The organism is Paenibacillus sp. FSL R5-0341 (assembly GCF_037975235.1).
GTDB lineage: Bacteria > Bacillota > Bacilli > Paenibacillales > Paenibacillaceae > Paenibacillus > Paenibacillus amylolyticus_A.
Map to the genome: position 1 here is coordinate 1,921,264 of NZ_CP150241.1, position 19,115 is coordinate 1,940,378.

The 19,115-nt window shown below is 46.0% G+C and carries 18 protein-coding genes; 17 read left to right on the plus strand and 1 reads right to left on the minus strand.

The genetic code is table 11. From position 1 onward, the window contains the following. Nucleotides 1–173 precede the first annotated feature (173 nt). The 14 genes from MKX75_RS08795 (at nt 174) to MKX75_RS08860 (ending at nt 14,922) form a co-directional block, all read left to right on the plus strand. A complete protein-coding gene (locus MKX75_RS08795) occupies nt 174–965 on the plus strand; it encodes a 3D domain-containing protein (protein WP_339169328.1) in 792 nt (263 codons plus the stop codon). Between the two features lie 111 nt (nt 966–1,076). Further along, nucleotides 1,077–1,286: a hypothetical protein gene (locus MKX75_RS08800; RefSeq protein WP_062833472.1), complete on the plus strand. Its 210-nt coding sequence runs from the start codon at nt 1,077–1,079 to the stop codon at nt 1,284–1,286. Nucleotides 1,287–1,484: 198 nt separating this feature from the next. After that, nucleotides 1,485–2,519, plus strand: coding sequence for a cell wall-active antibiotics response protein LiaF (liaF, locus tag MKX75_RS08805; RefSeq protein ID WP_339169329.1), 1,035 nt, complete (start codon nt 1,485–1,487; stop codon nt 2,517–2,519). A 3-nt stretch (nt 2,520–2,522) separates the two neighbouring features. Next, nucleotides 2,523–3,548 (plus strand): sensor histidine kinase, encoded by a 1,026-nt coding sequence (locus MKX75_RS08810; protein ID WP_339169330.1) that lies wholly within the window; start codon nt 2,523–2,525, stop codon nt 3,546–3,548. A gap of 18 nt (nt 3,549–3,566) precedes the next feature. Further along, nucleotides 3,567–4,229 carry a response regulator transcription factor gene (locus MKX75_RS08815; RefSeq protein WP_062833475.1) on the plus strand — a complete coding sequence of 221 codons (663 nt, stop codon included), beginning with the start codon at nt 3,567–3,569 and terminating at the stop codon, nt 4,227–4,229. A gap of 148 nt (nt 4,230–4,377) precedes the next feature. Continuing rightward, nucleotides 4,378–6,042 (plus strand): trypsin-like peptidase domain-containing protein, encoded by a 1,665-nt coding sequence (locus tag MKX75_RS08820; protein ID WP_339169331.1) that lies wholly within the window; start codon nt 4,378–4,380, stop codon nt 6,040–6,042. Between the two features lie 172 nt (nt 6,043–6,214). After that, a complete protein-coding gene (locus tag MKX75_RS08825; RefSeq protein WP_062833477.1) occupies nt 6,215–6,904 on the plus strand; it encodes a response regulator transcription factor in 690 nt (229 codons plus the stop codon). A gap of 1 nt (nt 6,905) precedes the next feature. Next, nucleotides 6,906–8,366 carry a HAMP domain-containing sensor histidine kinase gene (locus MKX75_RS08830; RefSeq protein WP_062833478.1) on the plus strand — a complete coding sequence of 487 codons (1,461 nt, stop codon included), beginning with the start codon at nt 6,906–6,908 and terminating at the stop codon, nt 8,364–8,366. A gap of 67 nt (nt 8,367–8,433) precedes the next feature. Further along, nucleotides 8,434–9,387: a 4-hydroxy-3-methylbut-2-enyl diphosphate reductase gene (locus tag MKX75_RS08835; protein WP_062833479.1), complete on the plus strand. Its 954-nt coding sequence runs from the start codon at nt 8,434–8,436 to the stop codon at nt 9,385–9,387. A 275-nt stretch (nt 9,388–9,662) separates the two neighbouring features. Further along, nucleotides 9,663–10,727, plus strand: coding sequence for a 3-deoxy-7-phosphoheptulonate synthase (gene aroF, locus MKX75_RS08840; protein WP_036610039.1), 1,065 nt, complete (start codon nt 9,663–9,665; stop codon nt 10,725–10,727). A 413-nt stretch (nt 10,728–11,140) separates the two neighbouring features. Further along, entirely contained in the window at nt 11,141–12,565 is a 1,425-nt protein-coding gene (glnA, locus tag MKX75_RS08845; protein ID WP_062833480.1) for a type I glutamate--ammonia ligase, read from the plus strand. Between the two features lie 239 nt (nt 12,566–12,804). Continuing rightward, nucleotides 12,805–13,893, plus strand: coding sequence for a 3-phosphoserine/phosphohydroxythreonine transaminase (gene serC / locus MKX75_RS08850; RefSeq protein WP_145146736.1), 1,089 nt, complete (start codon nt 12,805–12,807; stop codon nt 13,891–13,893). Between the two features lie 139 nt (nt 13,894–14,032). Continuing rightward, a complete protein-coding gene (gene trmL, locus MKX75_RS08855) occupies nt 14,033–14,500 on the plus strand; it encodes a tRNA (uridine(34)/cytosine(34)/5-carboxymethylaminomethyluridine(34)-2'-O)-methyltransferase TrmL (RefSeq protein ID WP_076330283.1) in 468 nt (155 codons plus the stop codon). 167 nt (nt 14,501–14,667) lie between these two features. Beyond that, on the plus strand, nt 14,668–14,922 hold the full coding sequence (locus MKX75_RS08860) for an AbrB/MazE/SpoVT family DNA-binding domain-containing protein (RefSeq protein WP_036610032.1): 255 nt from the start codon (nt 14,668–14,670) through the stop codon (nt 14,920–14,922). Between the two features lie 101 nt (nt 14,923–15,023). Here MKX75_RS08860 and MKX75_RS08865 read toward each other — a convergent pair whose 3' ends face one another. Then, nucleotides 15,024–15,941, minus strand: coding sequence for a serine hydrolase (locus MKX75_RS08865; protein WP_339169332.1), 918 nt, complete (start codon nt 15,939–15,941; stop codon nt 15,024–15,026). A gap of 472 nt (nt 15,942–16,413) precedes the next feature. Between MKX75_RS08865 and MKX75_RS08870 the strand changes: the two genes are divergently transcribed. The 3 genes from MKX75_RS08870 to MKX75_RS08880 are packed head-to-tail and all read left to right on the plus strand — an operon-like array spanning nt 16,414 to nt 19,070. After that, the gene (locus MKX75_RS08870; RefSeq protein ID WP_076330285.1) at nt 16,414–17,178 is read left to right on the plus strand and encodes an alpha/beta hydrolase family protein; all 765 of its coding nucleotides are present in this window, start codon (nt 16,414–16,416) and stop codon (nt 17,176–17,178) included. A gap of 11 nt (nt 17,179–17,189) precedes the next feature. Beyond that, complete coding sequence (locus MKX75_RS08875; protein WP_062833485.1) at nt 17,190–18,149, plus strand: ABC transporter permease subunit; 960 nt, start codon at nt 17,190–17,192, stop codon at nt 18,147–18,149. 18 nt (nt 18,150–18,167) lie between these two features. Next, entirely contained in the window at nt 18,168–19,070 is a 903-nt protein-coding gene (locus tag MKX75_RS08880; RefSeq protein WP_062833486.1) for a carbohydrate ABC transporter permease, read from the plus strand. Nucleotides 19,071–19,115: the final 45 nt, after the last annotated feature.

Sequence of the window (19,115 nt, forward strand, 5' to 3'; positions counted from 1 at the left end):
AACAAATGATCTATCAGATAACCAGTGCATAAGTTGCGCTGATCAATCAGAAAAACGCTTGAATGACATGGGATTGAACTATGTTATTCAGGCGTTTTTTCGTCGTGTTTGTTGTGAAAAGTATAGATTAATTGCTTTTTGGAAAACCTTTGCAGTGAGGGGGAGGTTATACAATGAAAAAGCAATTCTCAATTCAAAAAAAACATATACGGGGTTTACTGGTTGGCTGTGTGATGTTCGCCGGGATGATCATTGGACTGGATCAGGCGGATGCGTATACATTTGAAGAGGAAAGTGCAGTACTGCATATCGAGAGTCGCAACAGCAGCAGTGAAGGTCCGGTTATTGAGACTTACAGCAAGCCTATTCAGGAATTTCCGGAACAGGTCAGCGTTCAATACAGCGATGAGGCACAGCTGACAACGATGGTGTATATGGCTTTATTGTGGTCACCGCAACCGATGGTCATTCCAAGGCCTGAGCTTCCTGAGAAACAAGTGGCAGATCCGTCTATGCCGGTGCTTGCTCCGCGTTCAGAACAAATTCTGGGTACACAAAAGGTTACAGCAACGGGATATACGGCAGGTGTGGAGTCTACAGGAAAAGGACCAAAACATCCTCAATACGGAATTACGTATTCCGGTGTAAAAGTACGTCGTGATAAAGAAACAGTTTCCACAATTGCGGCTGATCCGAAATTATTCCCGATGGGTTCCATTCTGTACATTCCGGGCTATGGATATGGGATTGTTGCAGATACCGGTTCAGCGATCAAAGGCAATAAAATCGATCTGTATTTCCCGACAACGAAGCAAGTGTACAAGGAATGGGGTAAAAAGGATGTGGAGGTCCAGGTGATCAGGCAAGGCGCTGGGAAGTGCACAGAAAAGATGCTCAGCGAATTGGCGGATGCGATTGACGTGTACAAATCCGTACCGGACTCCTGGTTGGACAAGGCCATATAATTTCACATGTTCACATGAATAACTGAAGTGCTCTCTTCACATAATACTGACTGGGGACGAACCCCGCGGTGCAGCAATGCAGCGTAAATATGAAGAGAGAGGTGATTCGTTGTGGCTAAAAAATCACAAGGGTACCAAACGCCAAACGAGAAGTACAATGCAGAGTTTGGAGAAGAGAATGCAGCAGCTAAAGTGAAGCAATCCGCTCAACACAAAGTACAAGATAATTTCCAAACACCTGATGAAAAATACAATGCCGAGTTTGGTGTAGAAAACACAGGCCAAACAAGCCAAGGCAAAGCATCAAAATACAAAAAATAATTGAAGATTCATTAACTAAAATGATGATTCAGCACCCTGGAGCAGCAGCTCCGGGGTGTTTTACATATGTGAAGTTTTTACAAATATATCCTCCCATCTCAGTCTCGAGACCGAGAAGACTTCCATCTGCCGCCGCTGTTCTCATTGTCTTGTCTGAGTTACACTGGATACATAATACAGACGAAGGAGACATGAGCGATGAAACGATCTACGCGTGACCGCTGGTGGGTAGGCATACCTCTTATTGCTATTGGTGCGATGATCTTGTTCAGACAATTGGGATATGACATTGATGTAGGATATATTTTCAGAACATATTGGCCGTTATTTTTAATCTGGTGGGGAGTCAAAGGGATCTCCGAGATACGTCGCAACGGGGGCTATGCCTTCATTGGACCGGTAATTGTACTGGCGATTGGTGGATACTTTCTTGCCCGCAACCTGGGATGGATTGATTACTCCATGGGGGAGTTCATTCGTTATCTGATTCCGGTTATGCTGATTGGCGGAGGACTGTTCGTACTGATTGGGCCGCGACGTCGTGATCGGAAGCATCATGACAAGATGCAGCCACCTCCTGCACCTGAGCAACCTTATAAACCGTTGTCCCCTGAGGATTTGGAGATGCCATCTTCGTTTGACGAACAATTCGAGAAAACATTTGGCAAACCGAAACAGGAACAGGAACAGAAGAACGATTCACATGGCCCTCATTTCACAGGATCGACGGATTCATCATCACAAGGGCATCAATATAAGAAGAAATATCAATCGTATAACTCCAGTGATACCGGATATGAAGAACATTATGACGATGGCTACGGGAATGGTTATGGAGATTATGGCAGTGGAAATACCATTAATAAATCAGCATTCATTGGAGATCTGTACATGGGACAGGAAGTGTTCTCGCTAAAACCGATGAACATCTCGGCCTTTATCGGAGATACCGTGATTGATTTGACCAAAGCACAGATTCCTTATGGGGAGACGAAGATTGTCATTTCTTCATTTATCGGTGATGTAAAAGTATTTGTACCAGAGGATATGGATCTGGGTGTGACAGTGACGACGAATTCATTCATTGGAGACATGTCATTGTTGAACCAGAAACGCGGCGGATTCCTAAGTAGTGCTCAAGCTGAAACTGCTCATTATCGTGAAGCCAGCAAAAAGGTGCGGATTATTGTAAGTGTGTTTATCGGAGACGTCAAAGTCAATAAGGTGGGTTAATGCATGATCCGAACAATTCTCAAGGCCAATAAGTGGGAACTGATGATGTATTTTGCGCTAACCGGTCTGATTACGCTGGGTGGATTCTATCTATTGTATGGAGAGGTATTGATGGGGGCTGGACGTCAGCGGGCATGGACCTATGTTGCCGTTGTTGTGCTGGCCACCGTTATCACCGGATACATTGCTGCTTTGCGGCTTCAGCGCAAGATCGATTTGCTTGATCTCAACATGTTGAAAGTGTCCAAAGGCAATCTGGCGGTGCGCATGCCTGAAGCGGATGATGCTTCGTTCGGTCGTGTATATCAGGAGTTCAATGTCATGATGGATTCAATTGAGAAAAAGATGAGACTGCTTCAGCGCCTCGGTGAGCAGGAAGTCATTGAGAAGGAGCAAGCCTCGGAACGGGCTGTGATTGAAGAGCGCAAACGAATGGCAAGGGATCTCCATGACACGGTTAGCCAGCAGCTGTTTGCCATGCATATGTCGGCTTCATCCTTGCCGCGTTTGCTGGAGATGAATCCGGAGCATGGCGGGAAAGTACTGGACCAGTTGATTCAGATGTCACATGTTGCACAACGGCAGATGCGAGGACTGATTGCCCAACTTCGACCGGTGGAGCTGGAAGGGCGTGATCTCACCGCTGCACTGGATAGCTGGTTTCCCGACTATTGCAGGCAGAATGGTCTCAAAGGTGTGAAAGAGCTGGAACTGGATGGCGGAATCTCGGATGCCATTGAGCACCAGCTGTTTCTTGTTATTCAGGAGGCGGTTGCCAATGTCGTGAAGCATGCAGAGGCAGGACTGGTCAGTCTGTCCATACGGGAGAGTGAACATCAGATCAGCATGAGCATCAGCGATGATGGCCAGGGATTTTTGCAGCAAGCCGAGCGTCCAGGGTCTTATGGATTATCCACCATGCGTGAACGGGCAGAGAAGCTTGGGGGGCAAGTTCAGATTATATCGAAGCCGGGAGCGGGAACAACGGTACGGGTATTCATCCCGAAATTCCCGAACGTTCCTGAGTGAACTAGAGGGGGAGACGGAATGAGCGGTAAAGTAAACGTGATGATTGTGGATGATCATGATATGGTGCGAATGGGGTTGAAAACGTATCTGATGCTGGAGCCTACTTTTCATGTGATGGGGGAAGCTGGCCATGGACAGGATGCGCTTGATCAGTTGCGTAAGTTAAATGATAGTGAAATGCCGGACCTGATCCTGATGGATCTGATGATGCCGGTTATGAATGGTGCTGAGGCGACACAAGCCATCATGACTGAGTTTCCGGGGATGAAGATTGTGATGCTCACGAGTTTCCTAGAGGATGATCTTGTTGTTCAAGCGATTGAAGCCGGAGCGGTCAGTTATGTCCTGAAGACGGTCTCTGCCGAAGAACTGATCTATGCTCTTCAAGGGGCCTATAGAGGCATGCCTGTGATGACAGGTGATGTGTCACAGGCCTTAACTCGGGGAATCAGGCAACGTACAGCGAGAGAGAGTGAATCAGGTCTGACTGAACGGGAGAAGGAAGTGCTGTTGCTTATTGCAGAGGGAAAGACCAACAAAGACATTGGAGAAGAACTACATATCAGTATCAAAACCGTCAAAACACATGTGAGCAACCTGCTGATGAAATGCGAGATGGATGATCGTACACAATTGGCTATCTATGCGCATCGTCAGGGCTGGGTGAAAACGAAAGGGTAAAATGCTGTCATGACGGGGAAAATAATCTATTCTTACGTGCTTTTATCTCCTTTTTAATTGTTTTTAAGGTACGGTTAAGGTTTAAAGTACAAAATAAGGACAGTTAAAGAATATCTCTTGGGAATAAGAGATTGGGAGGTAGAGAGGCATGGACGAACGTAATTATAGATCGAACCGTCAAGACGAGGAAAACGAAACCAAACAAACGGAGAACCGGAATTCTTCCGGAACGGACGAATCCTCCTATTATTATTCTTATGGACCTTTTCAGTCCGTGAATCAGGAAGATACAGCAAATCACATGGGAAGCAATAATCAGCGTGAAGAAGGTAATGTAGAGATTACAAAACCTGATCCGGTGAGACCCGTACCTACTTACTATAACAGTGAACCATCCGAGCAAGCGAAAAGATCGTCCGGAGGCGGCGGAAACGGCTCAGGTAACGGTGGAGATCAAGGGAATGGCGGCAAAGGCAACTGGAATTATAATAACCGCAAGCCGCGTTCTTCCGTAAGATCACTTCTGTTCTCCTTTATTGCCGGCATGCTGGTCATTACCGTTCTCATGTACACAGCTGACAGAACGAACATGTTCACACCGGAGACTGCACTTACGAACACAGGCAGTGAAAGCTCGGGACAGGAAGCGTCCACGAACACAGGCGGAGGCAACAATGTAACAGCGTCGTTACTGCCTACAGGCAAAGAAGATGTTTCTTCTGTAGTAACGAGTACAAGTCCAGCAGTCGTCAAAATCGAAACACTCGCGAAGCAGTCCTCACGTACAGGATTGGGTCAGGGTGGATCAAATACAAGTGATCCGTTGTACCAATATTTCTTTGGTAATGGCGGCGGAACGGAAGGCAATCAAGGCCAAAGCCAGCAACCACAAAGCAGTAATCAGCTTGTGCCTATGGGCATTGGTTCCGGGTTCATTTTTGACAAAGAAGGATATATCCTGACGAACCAGCACGTGGTTCAAGGTGCAGATGTGATTCAGGTTACACTGGAGAACAACAGCAAGCCTTATGAAGCGAAACTGCTCGGAAGCAGCTTCGATCTGGATTTAGCCGTATTGAAAATTGAGAAAAACAGTGGTGACGATGCGTTCCCTGTAGCTCCATTGGGCGATTCCAACAGTACGCAAGTCGGTGAATGGCTTGTAGCTATTGGTAACCCTGAAGGGTTCGAACACACCGTTACAGCAGGTGTATTGAGTGCCAAAGAACGTACGATTAGCATTCCGGATGAAGAAACAGGTAAAACACGTGAATATAGCCACTTGCTGCAAACGGATGCTTCCATTAACCCGGGTAACTCCGGTGGTCCGTTGCTTAACCTGAACGGAGAAGTTATCGGGATGAACGTTGCAGTAAGCGCAGATGCACAAGGAATTGGTTTTGCGATCCCATCAAGCGTGATCTCTGAAGCGGTTAAATATCTTAAAGAGAACAAAGAAGTTCCCAAAGAGCCAGTACCATTTATCGGTGCATCTCTGATGGCTCTCACGCCTGAAGTCGCTAAACAAATGGGAACAGATGTGACCGAAGGTTCCGTCGTAGCCAGCACGATCTTCCAATCACCGGCTTACCAAGCAGATCTTCGTGCATATGACATCATCACAGGTGCCAACGGTACGCCATACGCGACAAGTCAGGATCTGATTGATTTTATCAAGAAACAGGAAATCGGCAGTGAAGTGACATTGAATGTGGTTCGTGACGGTAAGAAAATGGATCTGAAAATCAAAATCGGTAACAAAAATGATTTTGATACTTCACAAACAACGGATACACAACAGCAGCAACCATAATATTGGGTTAAGGATTGGCAGAACGGAAGGGTTTGAAGGCCCTTCCGTTTTTTTTGCCCTGAACGAACGGATAACAATGGAGCACGCTTGGATGGAGACTTTTACTTGAAGATGCAGATTGTGCTTCTGCCTGTTACAATGGGATAAAACGTTAGGATAAAGGAGAAAGACCATGCGCTCAACTATTTTGATTGTGGATGATGACGAAAAAATTGTGTCCATGCTCCGCCGCGGGCTGGCTTTTGAAGGATATGAGGTACAGACCGCTTCCAATGGAGCTGAAGGTCTCAGCAAACTGATGGATAAAGAGCCGGACATCGTTGTGCTGGATGTGATGATGCCGCAGATTGACGGATTTGAGGTATGTCGCAGATTGAGGGAAGCAGGCAGCAAAGTGCCAGTGCTGATGCTTACGGCCAAGGATGAAGTACAGAGCCGGGTGACCGGACTGGACACAGGGGCCGATGACTATCTCGTGAAGCCGTTTGCGTTGGAAGAATTATTGGCACGTGTCCGTGCATTGCTGCGCCGCAAGTCAGATATCGCGGGTACACCGGACAATCGTCTGATGTATGAAGATATCATTCTGGACAATGACTCACGTGAAGTGGTGCGAGATGGGCAACGCCTGGAACTGACTGCCAAGGAATTCGAACTGTTGAATTTGTTTATGCAAAATCCAAGACGGGTACTGTCACGCGATCTGATTATGGATAAAATCTGGGGTTATGATTACAGCGGTGAGTCTAACGTGCTTGAAGTGTACATTGCCATGCTCAGACAGAAGACTGAAGAGTACGGTGGCAAACGTCTAATCCAGACCATCCGGGGAGCCGGTTATATTCTGAGAGGTGACTCCTGACATGTCCATTCGGTTAAGACTAACCGCATGGTATTCTGGCATTTTGGCGGCCGTGCTTATCTTTTGGGGCGTTGTAATCTATGCCTTTGTATACTTTAACTCCTATCAGGAAGTCGAACAGCAATTGAAGGTAAAAAGTGCCCGGATTACGGATCAAATTGGTGTAAATCCTCTTTCGCAGTCGTTGGATTTGGACCCATTTACAGAGAGCCAGCTTCAGGAGGCACAAATTTACATTCAACTCTGGGATTATCAGAGTCGTTCAGGCATAATTTCTGGCAATATGAAGAAACTGGAGATTCAGTTTCCGGTATTGAAATCCAATGAAATTCTTGAAAAGCGTGGCATATCCAAAATCTATGTGGATGGAACACCATTTCTGGTGAATCAGCTTCCCCTTTCTCTTCAAGGAACCAATGAGGTACGTGGAATACTTCAGGTAGGAGCTAACGTAAGTTCACAGGAGCGCTTATTAGAGGCGCTTCTTAATATTTTGGTATTTGGCTGGCTGGTGGCGATGGCTTTGGCTATTACCTCAGGTCTCGTACTGGCTCGGAAGTCGATGCGTCCACTTGTGAATGTCATTGATGCTGCGAACCAGATTCAATCCGGGGATGACTTGAGTGTACGAATTCAATATGCAGGACCGAAGGATGAGATTGGGCGTTTGATCGAAACGGTGAATAACATGCTTGAACGTACAGAATTGTCCTTCCGCGGGTTGGAGGAGACGAATGCTGCCCAGCGCCGCTTTGTATCTGATGCATCGCATGAGCTGCGTACGCCGCTGACGACCATTCGCGGAAATGTTGACTTCCTCAAGAAGCTGTGGGATCAGGAGGGAACCGACCGACCGAATCTGGATGAAGAAACGGTAAGACAGATGTCCGTCGAGGCGTTGGAGGACATGGCCGATGAAGGCAAGCGCATGAGCAGATTGATCAGTGACATGCTGTCATTGGCCAGAGCGGATACAGGCCAGAAAATTGAACTCAATCCGATTCCTCTACAGATCTTGGTACAGGAAGTGGCGCGTAGATCGCAATTTCTGGATCATCATGCGGACTGGCGTCCGGGTGATCTTTCGATACTCAATGGTATCTATGTGAACGGCAGCAAGGATTATCTGCAACAGATGCTGTTTATTTTCATCGAAAATGCGTTTAAATACACACCGGAAGGCTCGGTGACCCTGGATGCTGTATTGTACAAAGGTCAGGTAGGACTACGCATCAGCGACACCGGCATTGGGATGGATCGGGACGAAGTGCCGTTCATCTTTGATCGCTTCTATCGGGCAGATGAATCCCGCGGGGCGACACCGGGCATTGGTCTGGGACTTTCGATTGCCAAGTGGATCATTGAGGAACACCATGGATCGGTTGAGGTTGTGACCAGACGTGGAGAAGGAACCACCTTTATTATCTGGTTGCCGGTTGTCTTTGCTCCGCCTATCGAATAAAGGTATAATAGACAGGACTGCAATTACATCGGCAACGTTGCCGAGAAAGAAAGCGGGTGGCAACCAAGTGGAAGTACTGCGAATTTCGCCGCGGGGATATTGTTACGGCGTTGTGGATGCGATGGTGCTCGCACGTCAAGCGGCACGCAATCTGGATTTACCACGGCCTATTTATATATTGGGTATGATTGTGCATAACCAACATGTGACGGATTCCTTTGAAGATGAAGGTATTATTACATTGGATGGTCCGAACCGGATGGATATTTTGAGTCAAGTGGAGAGTGGCACGATTATTTTCACAGCTCATGGTGTTTCTCCAGAAGTGCGCAAGCTGGCACGGGACAAAGGGTTGACGACAGTCGATGCAACATGCCCTGATGTCACCAAGACCCATGATCTCATTCGGGAGAAGACGGCAGAAGGTTATCAGATCATCTATATCGGCAAAAAGAACCATCCTGAACCAGAAGGTGCTGTAGGTGTTGCACCAGATCTTGTTCATCTGATCGAAAAGGAAGAAGAGATCGATGAACTGAACGTACCTGCAGGCAAAATTCTGATCACGAATCAGACCACAATGAGTCAATGGGACATCAAGCATATTATGAGTCGTCTGCTGGAGAAGTTTCCGGGTGCAGAGATTCATAATGAAATCTGCTTGGCGACTCAAGTGCGTCAGGAAGCTGTCGCTGAACAGGCGGGGCAGTCTGATCTGGTTATTGTTGTAGGTGATCCTCGCAGCAATAACTCTAACCGTCTGGCACAAGTGTCGGAGGAGATCGCGGGGGTTACGGCCTATCGTGTATCCGATGTGGCAGAGATTCAGCAAGAATGGCTAAAAGGTGTAAATAAGGTGGCCGTTACTTCGGGTGCTTCAACACCAACACCGATTACGAAGGAAGTCATCCTTTATCTGGAGCAGTATGAACATGATAAGCCGGAGACGTGGGAAATTAAGCGTACCGTGAACATGAGCAAACTACTGCCACCAGTTAGAGAAAAAACACGTACCCCGTAGGGCAAGGGCATGTAAGTGAAGATCAAAAGTTATAAAAGAATTGAGAAGAACCCTGTTACGCAGAACCGATTTCGGAGTCTGCGGAGCAGGGTTCTTTGTGTATATGGATAAGGAATGTGTACCTTGACGCAATAGGAGAACTATGGTATAGTTACTTTAACGGATAAAAGCTTAAAAGCGAACAAGCGTTTAAGCGCGACAGAGTTTTTGGTATTTTAATCAGACGCACGTTAAGAAATTATGGTGCTCTCATACAAGGAAGGATGGGAATTAATATGATCGTTATTGCAGGCAAGGCTACTCCGGAGGAACAGATTCAGGATATCGTTGCAGTTATTGAAAAAGAAGGGCTTCAGGTACACATCTCTCGCGGAGAGGATCGTACTATTATCGGTTTGATTGGCAAAGTTGAACCTAAAATGCAGGAGCATCTTCGCCAAATGAAAGGTGTCGAGAATGTCGTGAAAATCTCGAAGTCCTACAAATTGGCAAGCCGTGACTTCCACCCTGAAGATACGGTGATTTCCATCAAAGGTGTAGATATCGGCGGGAAAGAACTTGTTGTCATGGGTGGACCATGTGCGGTTGAATCCGCTGCGCAGATTGATGAGATTGCCGGGCTTGTGAAAGCTGCTGGTGGGCAAGTGCTGCGTGGAGGTGCATTTAAGCCGCGTACAGGTCCTTACAGCTTCCAGGGAACAGGAGTAGAGGGATTGATCATGATGGCGGAAGCAGGCAAAAAACATGACCTGCTGACCATTACAGAAGTTATGACACCCGAGTATGTGGATATTTGCGCCGAGTACGCAGATATTCTGCAAGTAGGTACACGTAACATGCAGAACTTTGACCTGCTCCGCAAATTGGGAGAGTGTGGCAAACCGGTATTGTTGAAACGTGGCTTCAGTGCGACATATGATGAATTGTTGAATGCGGCTGAATACATTCTTGCGGGTGGTAACCCGAATGTCATGCTGTGTGAGCGCGGTATTCGTACGTTTGAATCCTACACACGGAATACGCTTGATCTGTCCGCGATCCCTGTTCTGCAGTCTCTGAGCCATTTGCCGGTTATTTCAGACCCGAGCCATGGTACTGGGCGCCGTGAACTGGTGGAACCAATGACGAAAGCTTCTGTTGCTGCGGGTGCCAATGGCCTAATCATTGAGATGCATACCGATCCGGATAATTCCATGACAGGAGATGGTGTGCAGTCCTTGTTCCCTGACCAATTCGCCAACCTGCTGCAGGATCTGGAGAAATTGGCACCAATCGTGGGTAAATCATTCAGCACAGCCAAACAACCGGCAGAATTTTTCCCGGCACGTGTAGGCGTGTAATAAGAATTCCATAGTCAAGGTCTGGATCATCATCCGGGCATCTCCTCTGGTCTCGTTCATTGCAACGGAATCAGATAGATGCTCGGTTTTTTGCATATTTTGCAGTTTTGAACGTATTTATTAATCAATAGTGATAAGAAACATTTATGATGTGAAGTTTTTTCCATGATTTAGGTTAAAATAGGGGTCGCTTTACCGCATTAAACTAGTTAAATGTATATAAAACTAGTTGTTATATGAATTTATGTTATTTATAAAGTGTGAGTATAGCTAACATCTCTTCAAAAAATACCTTACATAAGTATTGACGATGTCATGTTTTAAAATTTATAATGACGACAGAAAAAAATTCGAATTTAGACATTTTCTTAGTGGGGTTGTTTAATGTTCGGAATATTTGGGAGGACGAATACATGTCGGTTGAAAACGTATTGAAATCAATTCAAGAGAACAACATCGAGTGGGTAGATTTTCGTTTTGTAGATTTAGCTGGTCGTGCACATCACATCTCGTTGCCAGCTTCGGCTGTTGATGCAGACACGTTCGTAAATGGAGTAGCTTTTGACGGTTCTTCTATCCAAGGTTTCCGCGGAATTGAAGAGTCCGATATGGTTATGATGCCAGATCCTGAAGCGACTTATGTCGATCCGTTCACAGCACACCCTACATTGAATGTTATGTGTGATATCTTCACTCCGGATGGCGAGCGTTATGAGCGTGACCCACGTAGTATCGCTGTTAAAGCAGAAGCTTATTTGCAAGAGAGCGGTGTAGGTACAGCAGCATTCTTCGCACCTGAATCCGAGTTCTTCATCTTCGACGATGTACGTTATGAGAGCGGCACGAACAGCTCTTCCTACTTCGTAGATTCCGAAGAAGCTTCATGGAACACGAACCGCAAAGAAGAAGGCGGAAACCTGGGCTTCAAAGTTCGCACTAAAGGTGGATATGTTCCAGTAGCGCCAGTGGATACACAACAAGATATTCGTAGCGAAATGTGTCGTCTTTTGGAAGAAGCAGGCCTGTCGATCGAGCGTCATCACCATGAAGTGGCGACAGCGGGTCAAGCCGAAATCAACTTCCGTTTTGATACACTGAAGAAAACAGCAGATAACCTGCTTGCATACAAATACATCGTGCACAACACTGCACGTCAATATGGTAAAGTAGCAACATTCATGCCAAAACCATTGTTCGGTGATAATGGTAGCGGAATGCACGTTCACCAATCCATCTTTGATGGCGATTCCCCATTGTTCTATGACAAAGCGGGATATGCTAACCTGAGTGAAATGGCTTTGCACTACATCGGAGGTATCCTGTACCATGCTCCGGCACTGATCGCTTTGACTAACCCTAGTACGAACTCGTTCAAACGTCTCGTACCTGGTTATGAAGCACCAGTAAACCTGGTTTACTCCAAAGGTAACCGTTCCGCAGCAGTTCGTATCCCGGTTGCAGCGGTTACACCTAAAGGTTGTCGTATCGAGTTCCGTACACCGGACTCCACAGCTAACCCATACTTGGCATTCTCCGCAATGCTGATGGCTGGTCTGGATGGAATCAAACGTAAAATCAACCCAACTGAGCTTGGATATGGTCCACTCGATAAAAACATCTATGACCTGTCTGATGCAGATAAAGAAAACATCCGCAGTGTGCCAGCTTCCCTCGAAGAAGCACTTGATGCATTGGCAGCTGATAACGAGTTCTTGACTGAAGGCGGCGTATTCACGAAAGAATTCATTGAAAACTACATCAACCTCAAACGTGATGAAGCGAAAGCAGTAGCGATCCGCATTCATCCGCACGAGTACAGCCTCTACTTCGACTGCTAATCAGTCGAGGTCGGAACAGATCTTGTTCCAACCTAAAGCCTCCGGGACACGCTCTCGGAGGCTTTTCCTTGAATTAAACAATGTAGCGCTTTAACTTTGCAGGGTGATAAAGGAATTTGATGGCCTGAATTCAACACTTCAGTGCATATTGCCCTTGAAGCAGATAGAGAATACTGATATCATAGCGATAATATTCACTTAATATGTCAGAGTTACGGATGGAAAGGGCGGGGGATTTTGTGACAAAAAGAGCGTATAACTTTAATGCAGGACCTGCGGCGTTACCACTTGAGGTACTGGAGCGTGCACAGGCGGAATTTGTAGATTTTCGTAATACAGGCATGTCGATTATGGAGATGTCTCACCGTGGAGCGGTGTACGAGTCTGTACATAATGAAGCTCAGGAGCGTTTGTTGTCGCTTCTAGGCAATCCAAAAGGATACAAGGTTCTCTTTCTGCAGGGTGGTGCAAGCACTCAGTTCGCGATGCTGCCCATGAACCTGCTCGGAGCAGGACAGACAGCAAGTTACGTAATGACTGGCAGCTGGGCCAAGAAGGCTCTGTCTGAGGCGAAGCTGATCGGCGAGACACATGTTGCTGCATCTTCGGAAGCAGAGAAGTTCATGAAATTGCCGGATGTTTCGAATCTCAGTCTGCCTGAACGTACGGCTTATGTGCATTTGACTTCCAACGAAACGATTGAAGGTACGCAATTCAAATCATTCCCGGATACCGGTTCAGTACCTCTGATTGCGGACATGTCGAGTGATATTTTCTGTAAACCATTCGATCTCAATCAATTCGGCATGATCTACGCAGGTGCACAGAAGAACCTGGGTCCATCCGGAATTACGGTTGTGATTGCTCGTGAAGAACTGGTGAGCGAATCGCCTAAAACGATTCCAACCATGCTTCGTTACAGCACGCATGTAGACAACAACTCCCTATACAATACGCCACCTTCCTTCTCGGTATATATGGTGAATGAAGTATTGAAATGGATTGAAGAACAGGGCGGACTGGCTGGTATTGAGCAAAAAAATACGAAAAAAGCGGAATTGCTCTATAACACGATTGATTCTTCAGGTGATTTCTACCGTGGTTGTGTGGAAGCAGAAGATCGTTCTCTCATGAATGTAACCTTCCGTCTTGCTTCCGAGGAACTGGAGAAAAAGTTCATCAAAGCATCTGAGGAAGAAGGATTCGTAGGTCTGAAAGGACATCGCAGTGTGGGTGGTCTCCGTGCCTCCATTTACAATGCTGCTCCTTATGAGAGTGTTAAGGCACTGACAGACTTCATGAGCCACTTCCAGAAGACAAATGGATAATTAAGTATAGGTACGGTGTCATGGACCTTCGTGTCTAATCCTGTGCCTTACCAGAGCCTTCCACATTGACGTGTGGAGGGCTTTTCTTTAAGATTAGAGGGTTGTCGTCAACATGAAACGAAAAGGAGATTGAACACATATGGCTTTACACATCGTTCTGGTTGAACCAGAAATTCCGGCGAACACAGGGAATATTTCGCGTACTTGTGCGGCGACCGGCACCCATCTGCATCTCGTGCGTCCACTTGGATTTCGAACAGATGATGCTACATTGAAACGGGCAGGGCTGGATTACTGGCATGCCGTTCATATTGAATACCACGACTCATTCGAAGAGGTTCAGGAAAAGTATTCGGAAGGTCGTTTCTTCTACGCAACTACGAAGGCCAAGAATCGATATAGTGATTTTGAATTTCAAGATGGGGATTTCCTTGTCTTTGGTAAAGAGACTAAAGGCCTGCCGCCTGAATTAATTGCTGCGAATCCCGACACATGTATGAAAATGCCAATGACTGGTGACGTTAGATCATTAAATCTGTCCAATTCGGCAGCAATTATTGTGTATGAAGCATTGCGTCAGCTTAATTTTCCGGGGTTAGAGGGTTAAATTAGGGTTATTAATGACGGCTAGAATTCGGTAAAAAAACATTTTTCAAAAAAAAGGACAAAAAATGTTTATTTCCAGCAGGATTCGACAAAATGTTGGCGAATCTATAAACATAGTACAAATGTACCTAGAAATTTAGAGTAAGATAGGAGAGGTGTGCCGTAGCTATGAAGCCAGCTGGAGTAGTTCGCAAAGTTGACCAATTAGGTAGGATCGTATTGCCTAAATCTTTGCGTAAAAGGTATCAAATGAATGAGGGAGATCCTGTAGAGATCTTAGTACAAGGGGACCATATTATCTTGGAGAGATATCGTCCAAAATGTATTTTCTGCGGATCCATCGAGGAAGTCAACGAGTTCAAAGAGCGTTACATATGCGCACAATGTTTAGATGAAATGACTCAGCTTCCACAGCACGGGTAAGAAATAACGTCATGGGGTCCATTGACCCCGTGGCGTTTTTTTGTTTTTTTATTATCCAGCCGATGGTACGGTTCCAAATGAATAAAAGGAAAATACGTAAACTAACGTTGGATGCATATAGGTAATACCTTATCCCATACGGCATTCAGGATGCCTTGCATATTTTCTTCCTCACTGTTAATACATATGACAGCTTCCCTTGAGGGAAGGATGATGCACAACTGACCATAGGCGCCATCAGCGCGGTAAGCATCGTGGGAACACATCCAGAACTGATATCCGTAACCTTTTCCCCAATCACCGTCTCCAGTCGTTTCGATCTGCTGGGACGTAGCCTGTCTAATCCAATCCGCAGGTACAAGCTGTGTGCCTTCCCAGTGGCCCTTCTGCAGCAGTAATTGTCCAAATCGACTTAGCTCCTCATTGCTTATCCAAAGACCAGCACAACCGAGTGTTACCCCCAGTGGAGAGGTTTCCCACTCTACATCATGTATGCCAAGCGGCTCAAATAACCGTGGAGTCAGGTAATCTTTCACGGTTTGGCCGGTAGCAGCCTGCAGCATGGCCGAGATCATAAACGTATCGCCACTGCTGTATGTAAATTGTTCTCCAGGCATCCGGTCCAGAGGTAGAGACATGTAATGTTTCGCCCAATCCTTCTCGGTCAATGAAGCACGTTCATCCGCCCAAAGAGGCGGCGAGTCATGGCCTGAAGACATTCGGAGAAGATCACGTAACTTCAGTTCCCGCGGCGAGGGGAGATGGTCCTGCGCAATGGGGACATGATTATAGGTGAAATAATCACCAAGTGTGGCATCCAGATGTATCAGACCTTCTTCAAGCGCAAGTCCAACGGCCATACAGGTAAAGGATTTGCTGATGGAATGTTGTACCCGGCGCTGATCTGTATCCCGGTCCCAATGGGCAAGCAGGTGTCCTTTTTGTAATATGCGAATGGAGATAACATTCAATTGTTGCTCGGTAATCGCTTGGATGAAGCCTTCGAGTTTCTCAGTCATATTAACCTCCCTAATATCAGGTGAAACCTGAGTAAAATCGGTTGGTGAAACGTTTCCGTAATTCGATTGTAAAATCAGAACCCATGTTAGTATAAACCTGCTTTGGTGTCAATTAAAGTTGTAATAGTACTGACTAAAATTTCATTTTTTCGCAATAATAGTGTCTTTGGGCGCAAATTCAGACTTAAAATAGCATGTTTTCGAGAAAATAACGCGAAATTTGTAAAAAGGTTATTGACAGGATTTACTCATCGGGCTTATGATTTATTCGAAACGATTCGAAGAAATCGCTTCCACATTAAAAGTGTTGTAATGAAGTCCATGTGGATCAACGTTGGTTATGTTTTGAAACGATTCGAGAAAATCGTTTCGATAACCCATCGTTTTACAAGGGAATCTACAACAGCCTGCAATCCAACGCCAGTGAAACGAATGAGTAAAGACAGCAGGCGATGATGAGAGGGGTTACATTATGGCACATATAACGATCGAAACTGGGTCGCCAACCTTATGCATGAATACGAGCATACATGTTGTGTCCAGTGACTCCGGAGAGACTTCAGGCGGTACACTATATCTGTTGCACGGGGCAGGCGATAATGCGAGTACCTGGCAGCGGTTAACCACAATTGAGATGTATGCAGCCCAATACGGCTGTACCGTCATTATGCCAGAAGCGAATCGAAGCTATTACACCGATATGGAATACGGCCTGAATTACTTCCACTACATCACTCAGGAGTTACCTGAAGTATGCAAGCGTCTACTCAATCTGAATCCTGATCCGGAGAAAACGTACATTGCCGGTTTATCGATGGGTGGATATGGTGCACTGAAATGTGGGCTAACTTATCCAGAGCGATATCGCAAAGTAGTGTCTTTATCCGGCGTTACGGATATCCAGACACGCCTTCATGATCCCCATATGCCAGCGACCATGATCAAGGAAATGAAAGCGGTTTTTGGAGAACGGTTACAGGTAAAAGCCGATCAGGATATTTACAAACTGTCAGCCAAGCTGCTGGAACAGGGTGTACCTTTACCGGATATCCTCAGTTGCTGCGGCGACAGTGACCCCTTCGTGGAGATGAATCGCGATTATGCGAAATACATGCAGGGGACGGCCTTTGATTTTCGGTATGTGGAGACGCCAGGGGCTCATGAATGGAGATTTTGGGAGCACCACCTGAGAACGATGTTTGATTTTCTGTACAACGACAAGACCACAGTAGAGTGAGGAGATGCAATGTGAAACCTGCAGCCGAAGGACCTAGCAAAAAGCTGAAGGGAAACGTGAAGGGCAATTCGCTCTGGACTGAAATCTGGAAGCACCGAATGACATACACCCTGCTTATTCCGGGGCTTGTCTGGCTAATCTTGTTTGCCTACATGCCGATGGGCGGCCTGTCTCTGGCATTCAAAGATTACAAGGCCAATCTGGGCATCTGGGGAAGTCCATGGAGCGGATTCGAGAACTTCAAATATGTTTTCCGTGATCCAACCTTTATCGATGCCGTATGGCGTACGCTGTACATCAATATTCTGAAACTGATTATTCAGTTCCCGTTCCCGATCATTCTGGCGTTGTTGCTGAATGAATTGCGGATGCGTAGAGGGAAAAAATTGTTCCAAACCGTTCTTACGTTCCCGCACTTCCTGTCCTGGATCATCGTATCCGGTGTAGTCATCAATGTGCTGGCATATGACGGACTGGTAAACAGCGCGCTCGGATTACTCGGGTTGCCAACGATTAACTTCCTGGGATCCGAATCCAACTTTGTACCGATGTTGCTGTTAACTGATATTTGGAAATCAAGTGGATGGGGCGCAATTATATTCCTGGCTGCCATTTCCGGTATTGACCAGGATCAGTATGAATCAGCACAGATTGACGGGGCTTCCCGTATGCAACAGATGTTCAGAATTACGTTACCGAACATCCTTCCAACTATCACGATCATGTTTATTTTGTCCGTTGGTGGATTGATGTCTTCCGGTTTCGACCAGATCTTCAACTTGGCGAATGCGGCTACCAAAAATGTATCGGAAGTACTCGATGTATACATCTATCGGATTACGTTCCAGTCATCAACCGATTTCTCATTCTCGACAGCGGTCAGCTTGTTCCGTTCCCTGGTGAATATGGCCTTGCTGCTTCTTGCTGACAGATTTGCCAAGTGGCTTGGCGGAGACGGTTTGTTCCGATAAGAGAGGAGGAGAAATGAAATGAGCAAGAAAGCTAACAAAAAACCGAGAATTGGCACGGAAAGAATGACACTTCTCGATTACTTCATATTTGCGATATTACTTGTGCTTGCCTTGATGATTCTGATTCCATTCTGGAATGTCATCATGATCTCGTTTGCAACACAAAAAGAGTATGCTGACAATCCATTTTTGATGTTCCCTAAAGAATGGACATTGGATTCCTACAAGGCATTGTTCGCTGACGGAACGATTCTGTCGGGGTACAAAAATACAATTATTTTGCTAGTCATCGGCTTGCCACTTAGCTTGTTCCTGACAACGAGCATGGCATATGGCCTTAGTCGTAACAAATTTCCGTTTAAGAAATTTATCTTTTTCCTGGTACTGTTCACCATGATCTTTAATGGTGGTATCGTACCCCTCTACCTGATCATGAAATCACTTCATCTTACTGGTACGCTGTGGTCCGTTATCCTGGCGGGAAGCTTCAGTGCGTTTAACATGATTCTGATGATGAACTATTTCTACACCTTGCCTGAATCACTCATGGAATCGGCGAGACTGGATGGAGCCGGAGAGTGGAGAATTTTGTTCTCTGTTGTTCTTCCGCTGGCTACACCAATTATGGCTACAATCACATTGTTCTACGGTGTGGCTTACTGGAACAGTTGGTATGATGCGATGATATTCCTTCGAAAAGCGGATCAGTTACCGCTCCAGAATGTACTCCGAAATATTATCGTGACATCTACGACGAATGCATCCAATGCATCCAGTGTGGATGCTGCCCAAGCGAGCAATTTCTCCATGGGTATGAAGATGGCGGCCGTATTTGTCACCATGGTACCAATTATGTGTTTCTTCCCAATGCTGCAAAAACACTTTGCCAAAGGGGTATTAACAGGGGCAATCAAGACCTGATTATACGTATAGGATTTTGCAATAAAATTCTACTAAAAACATGGG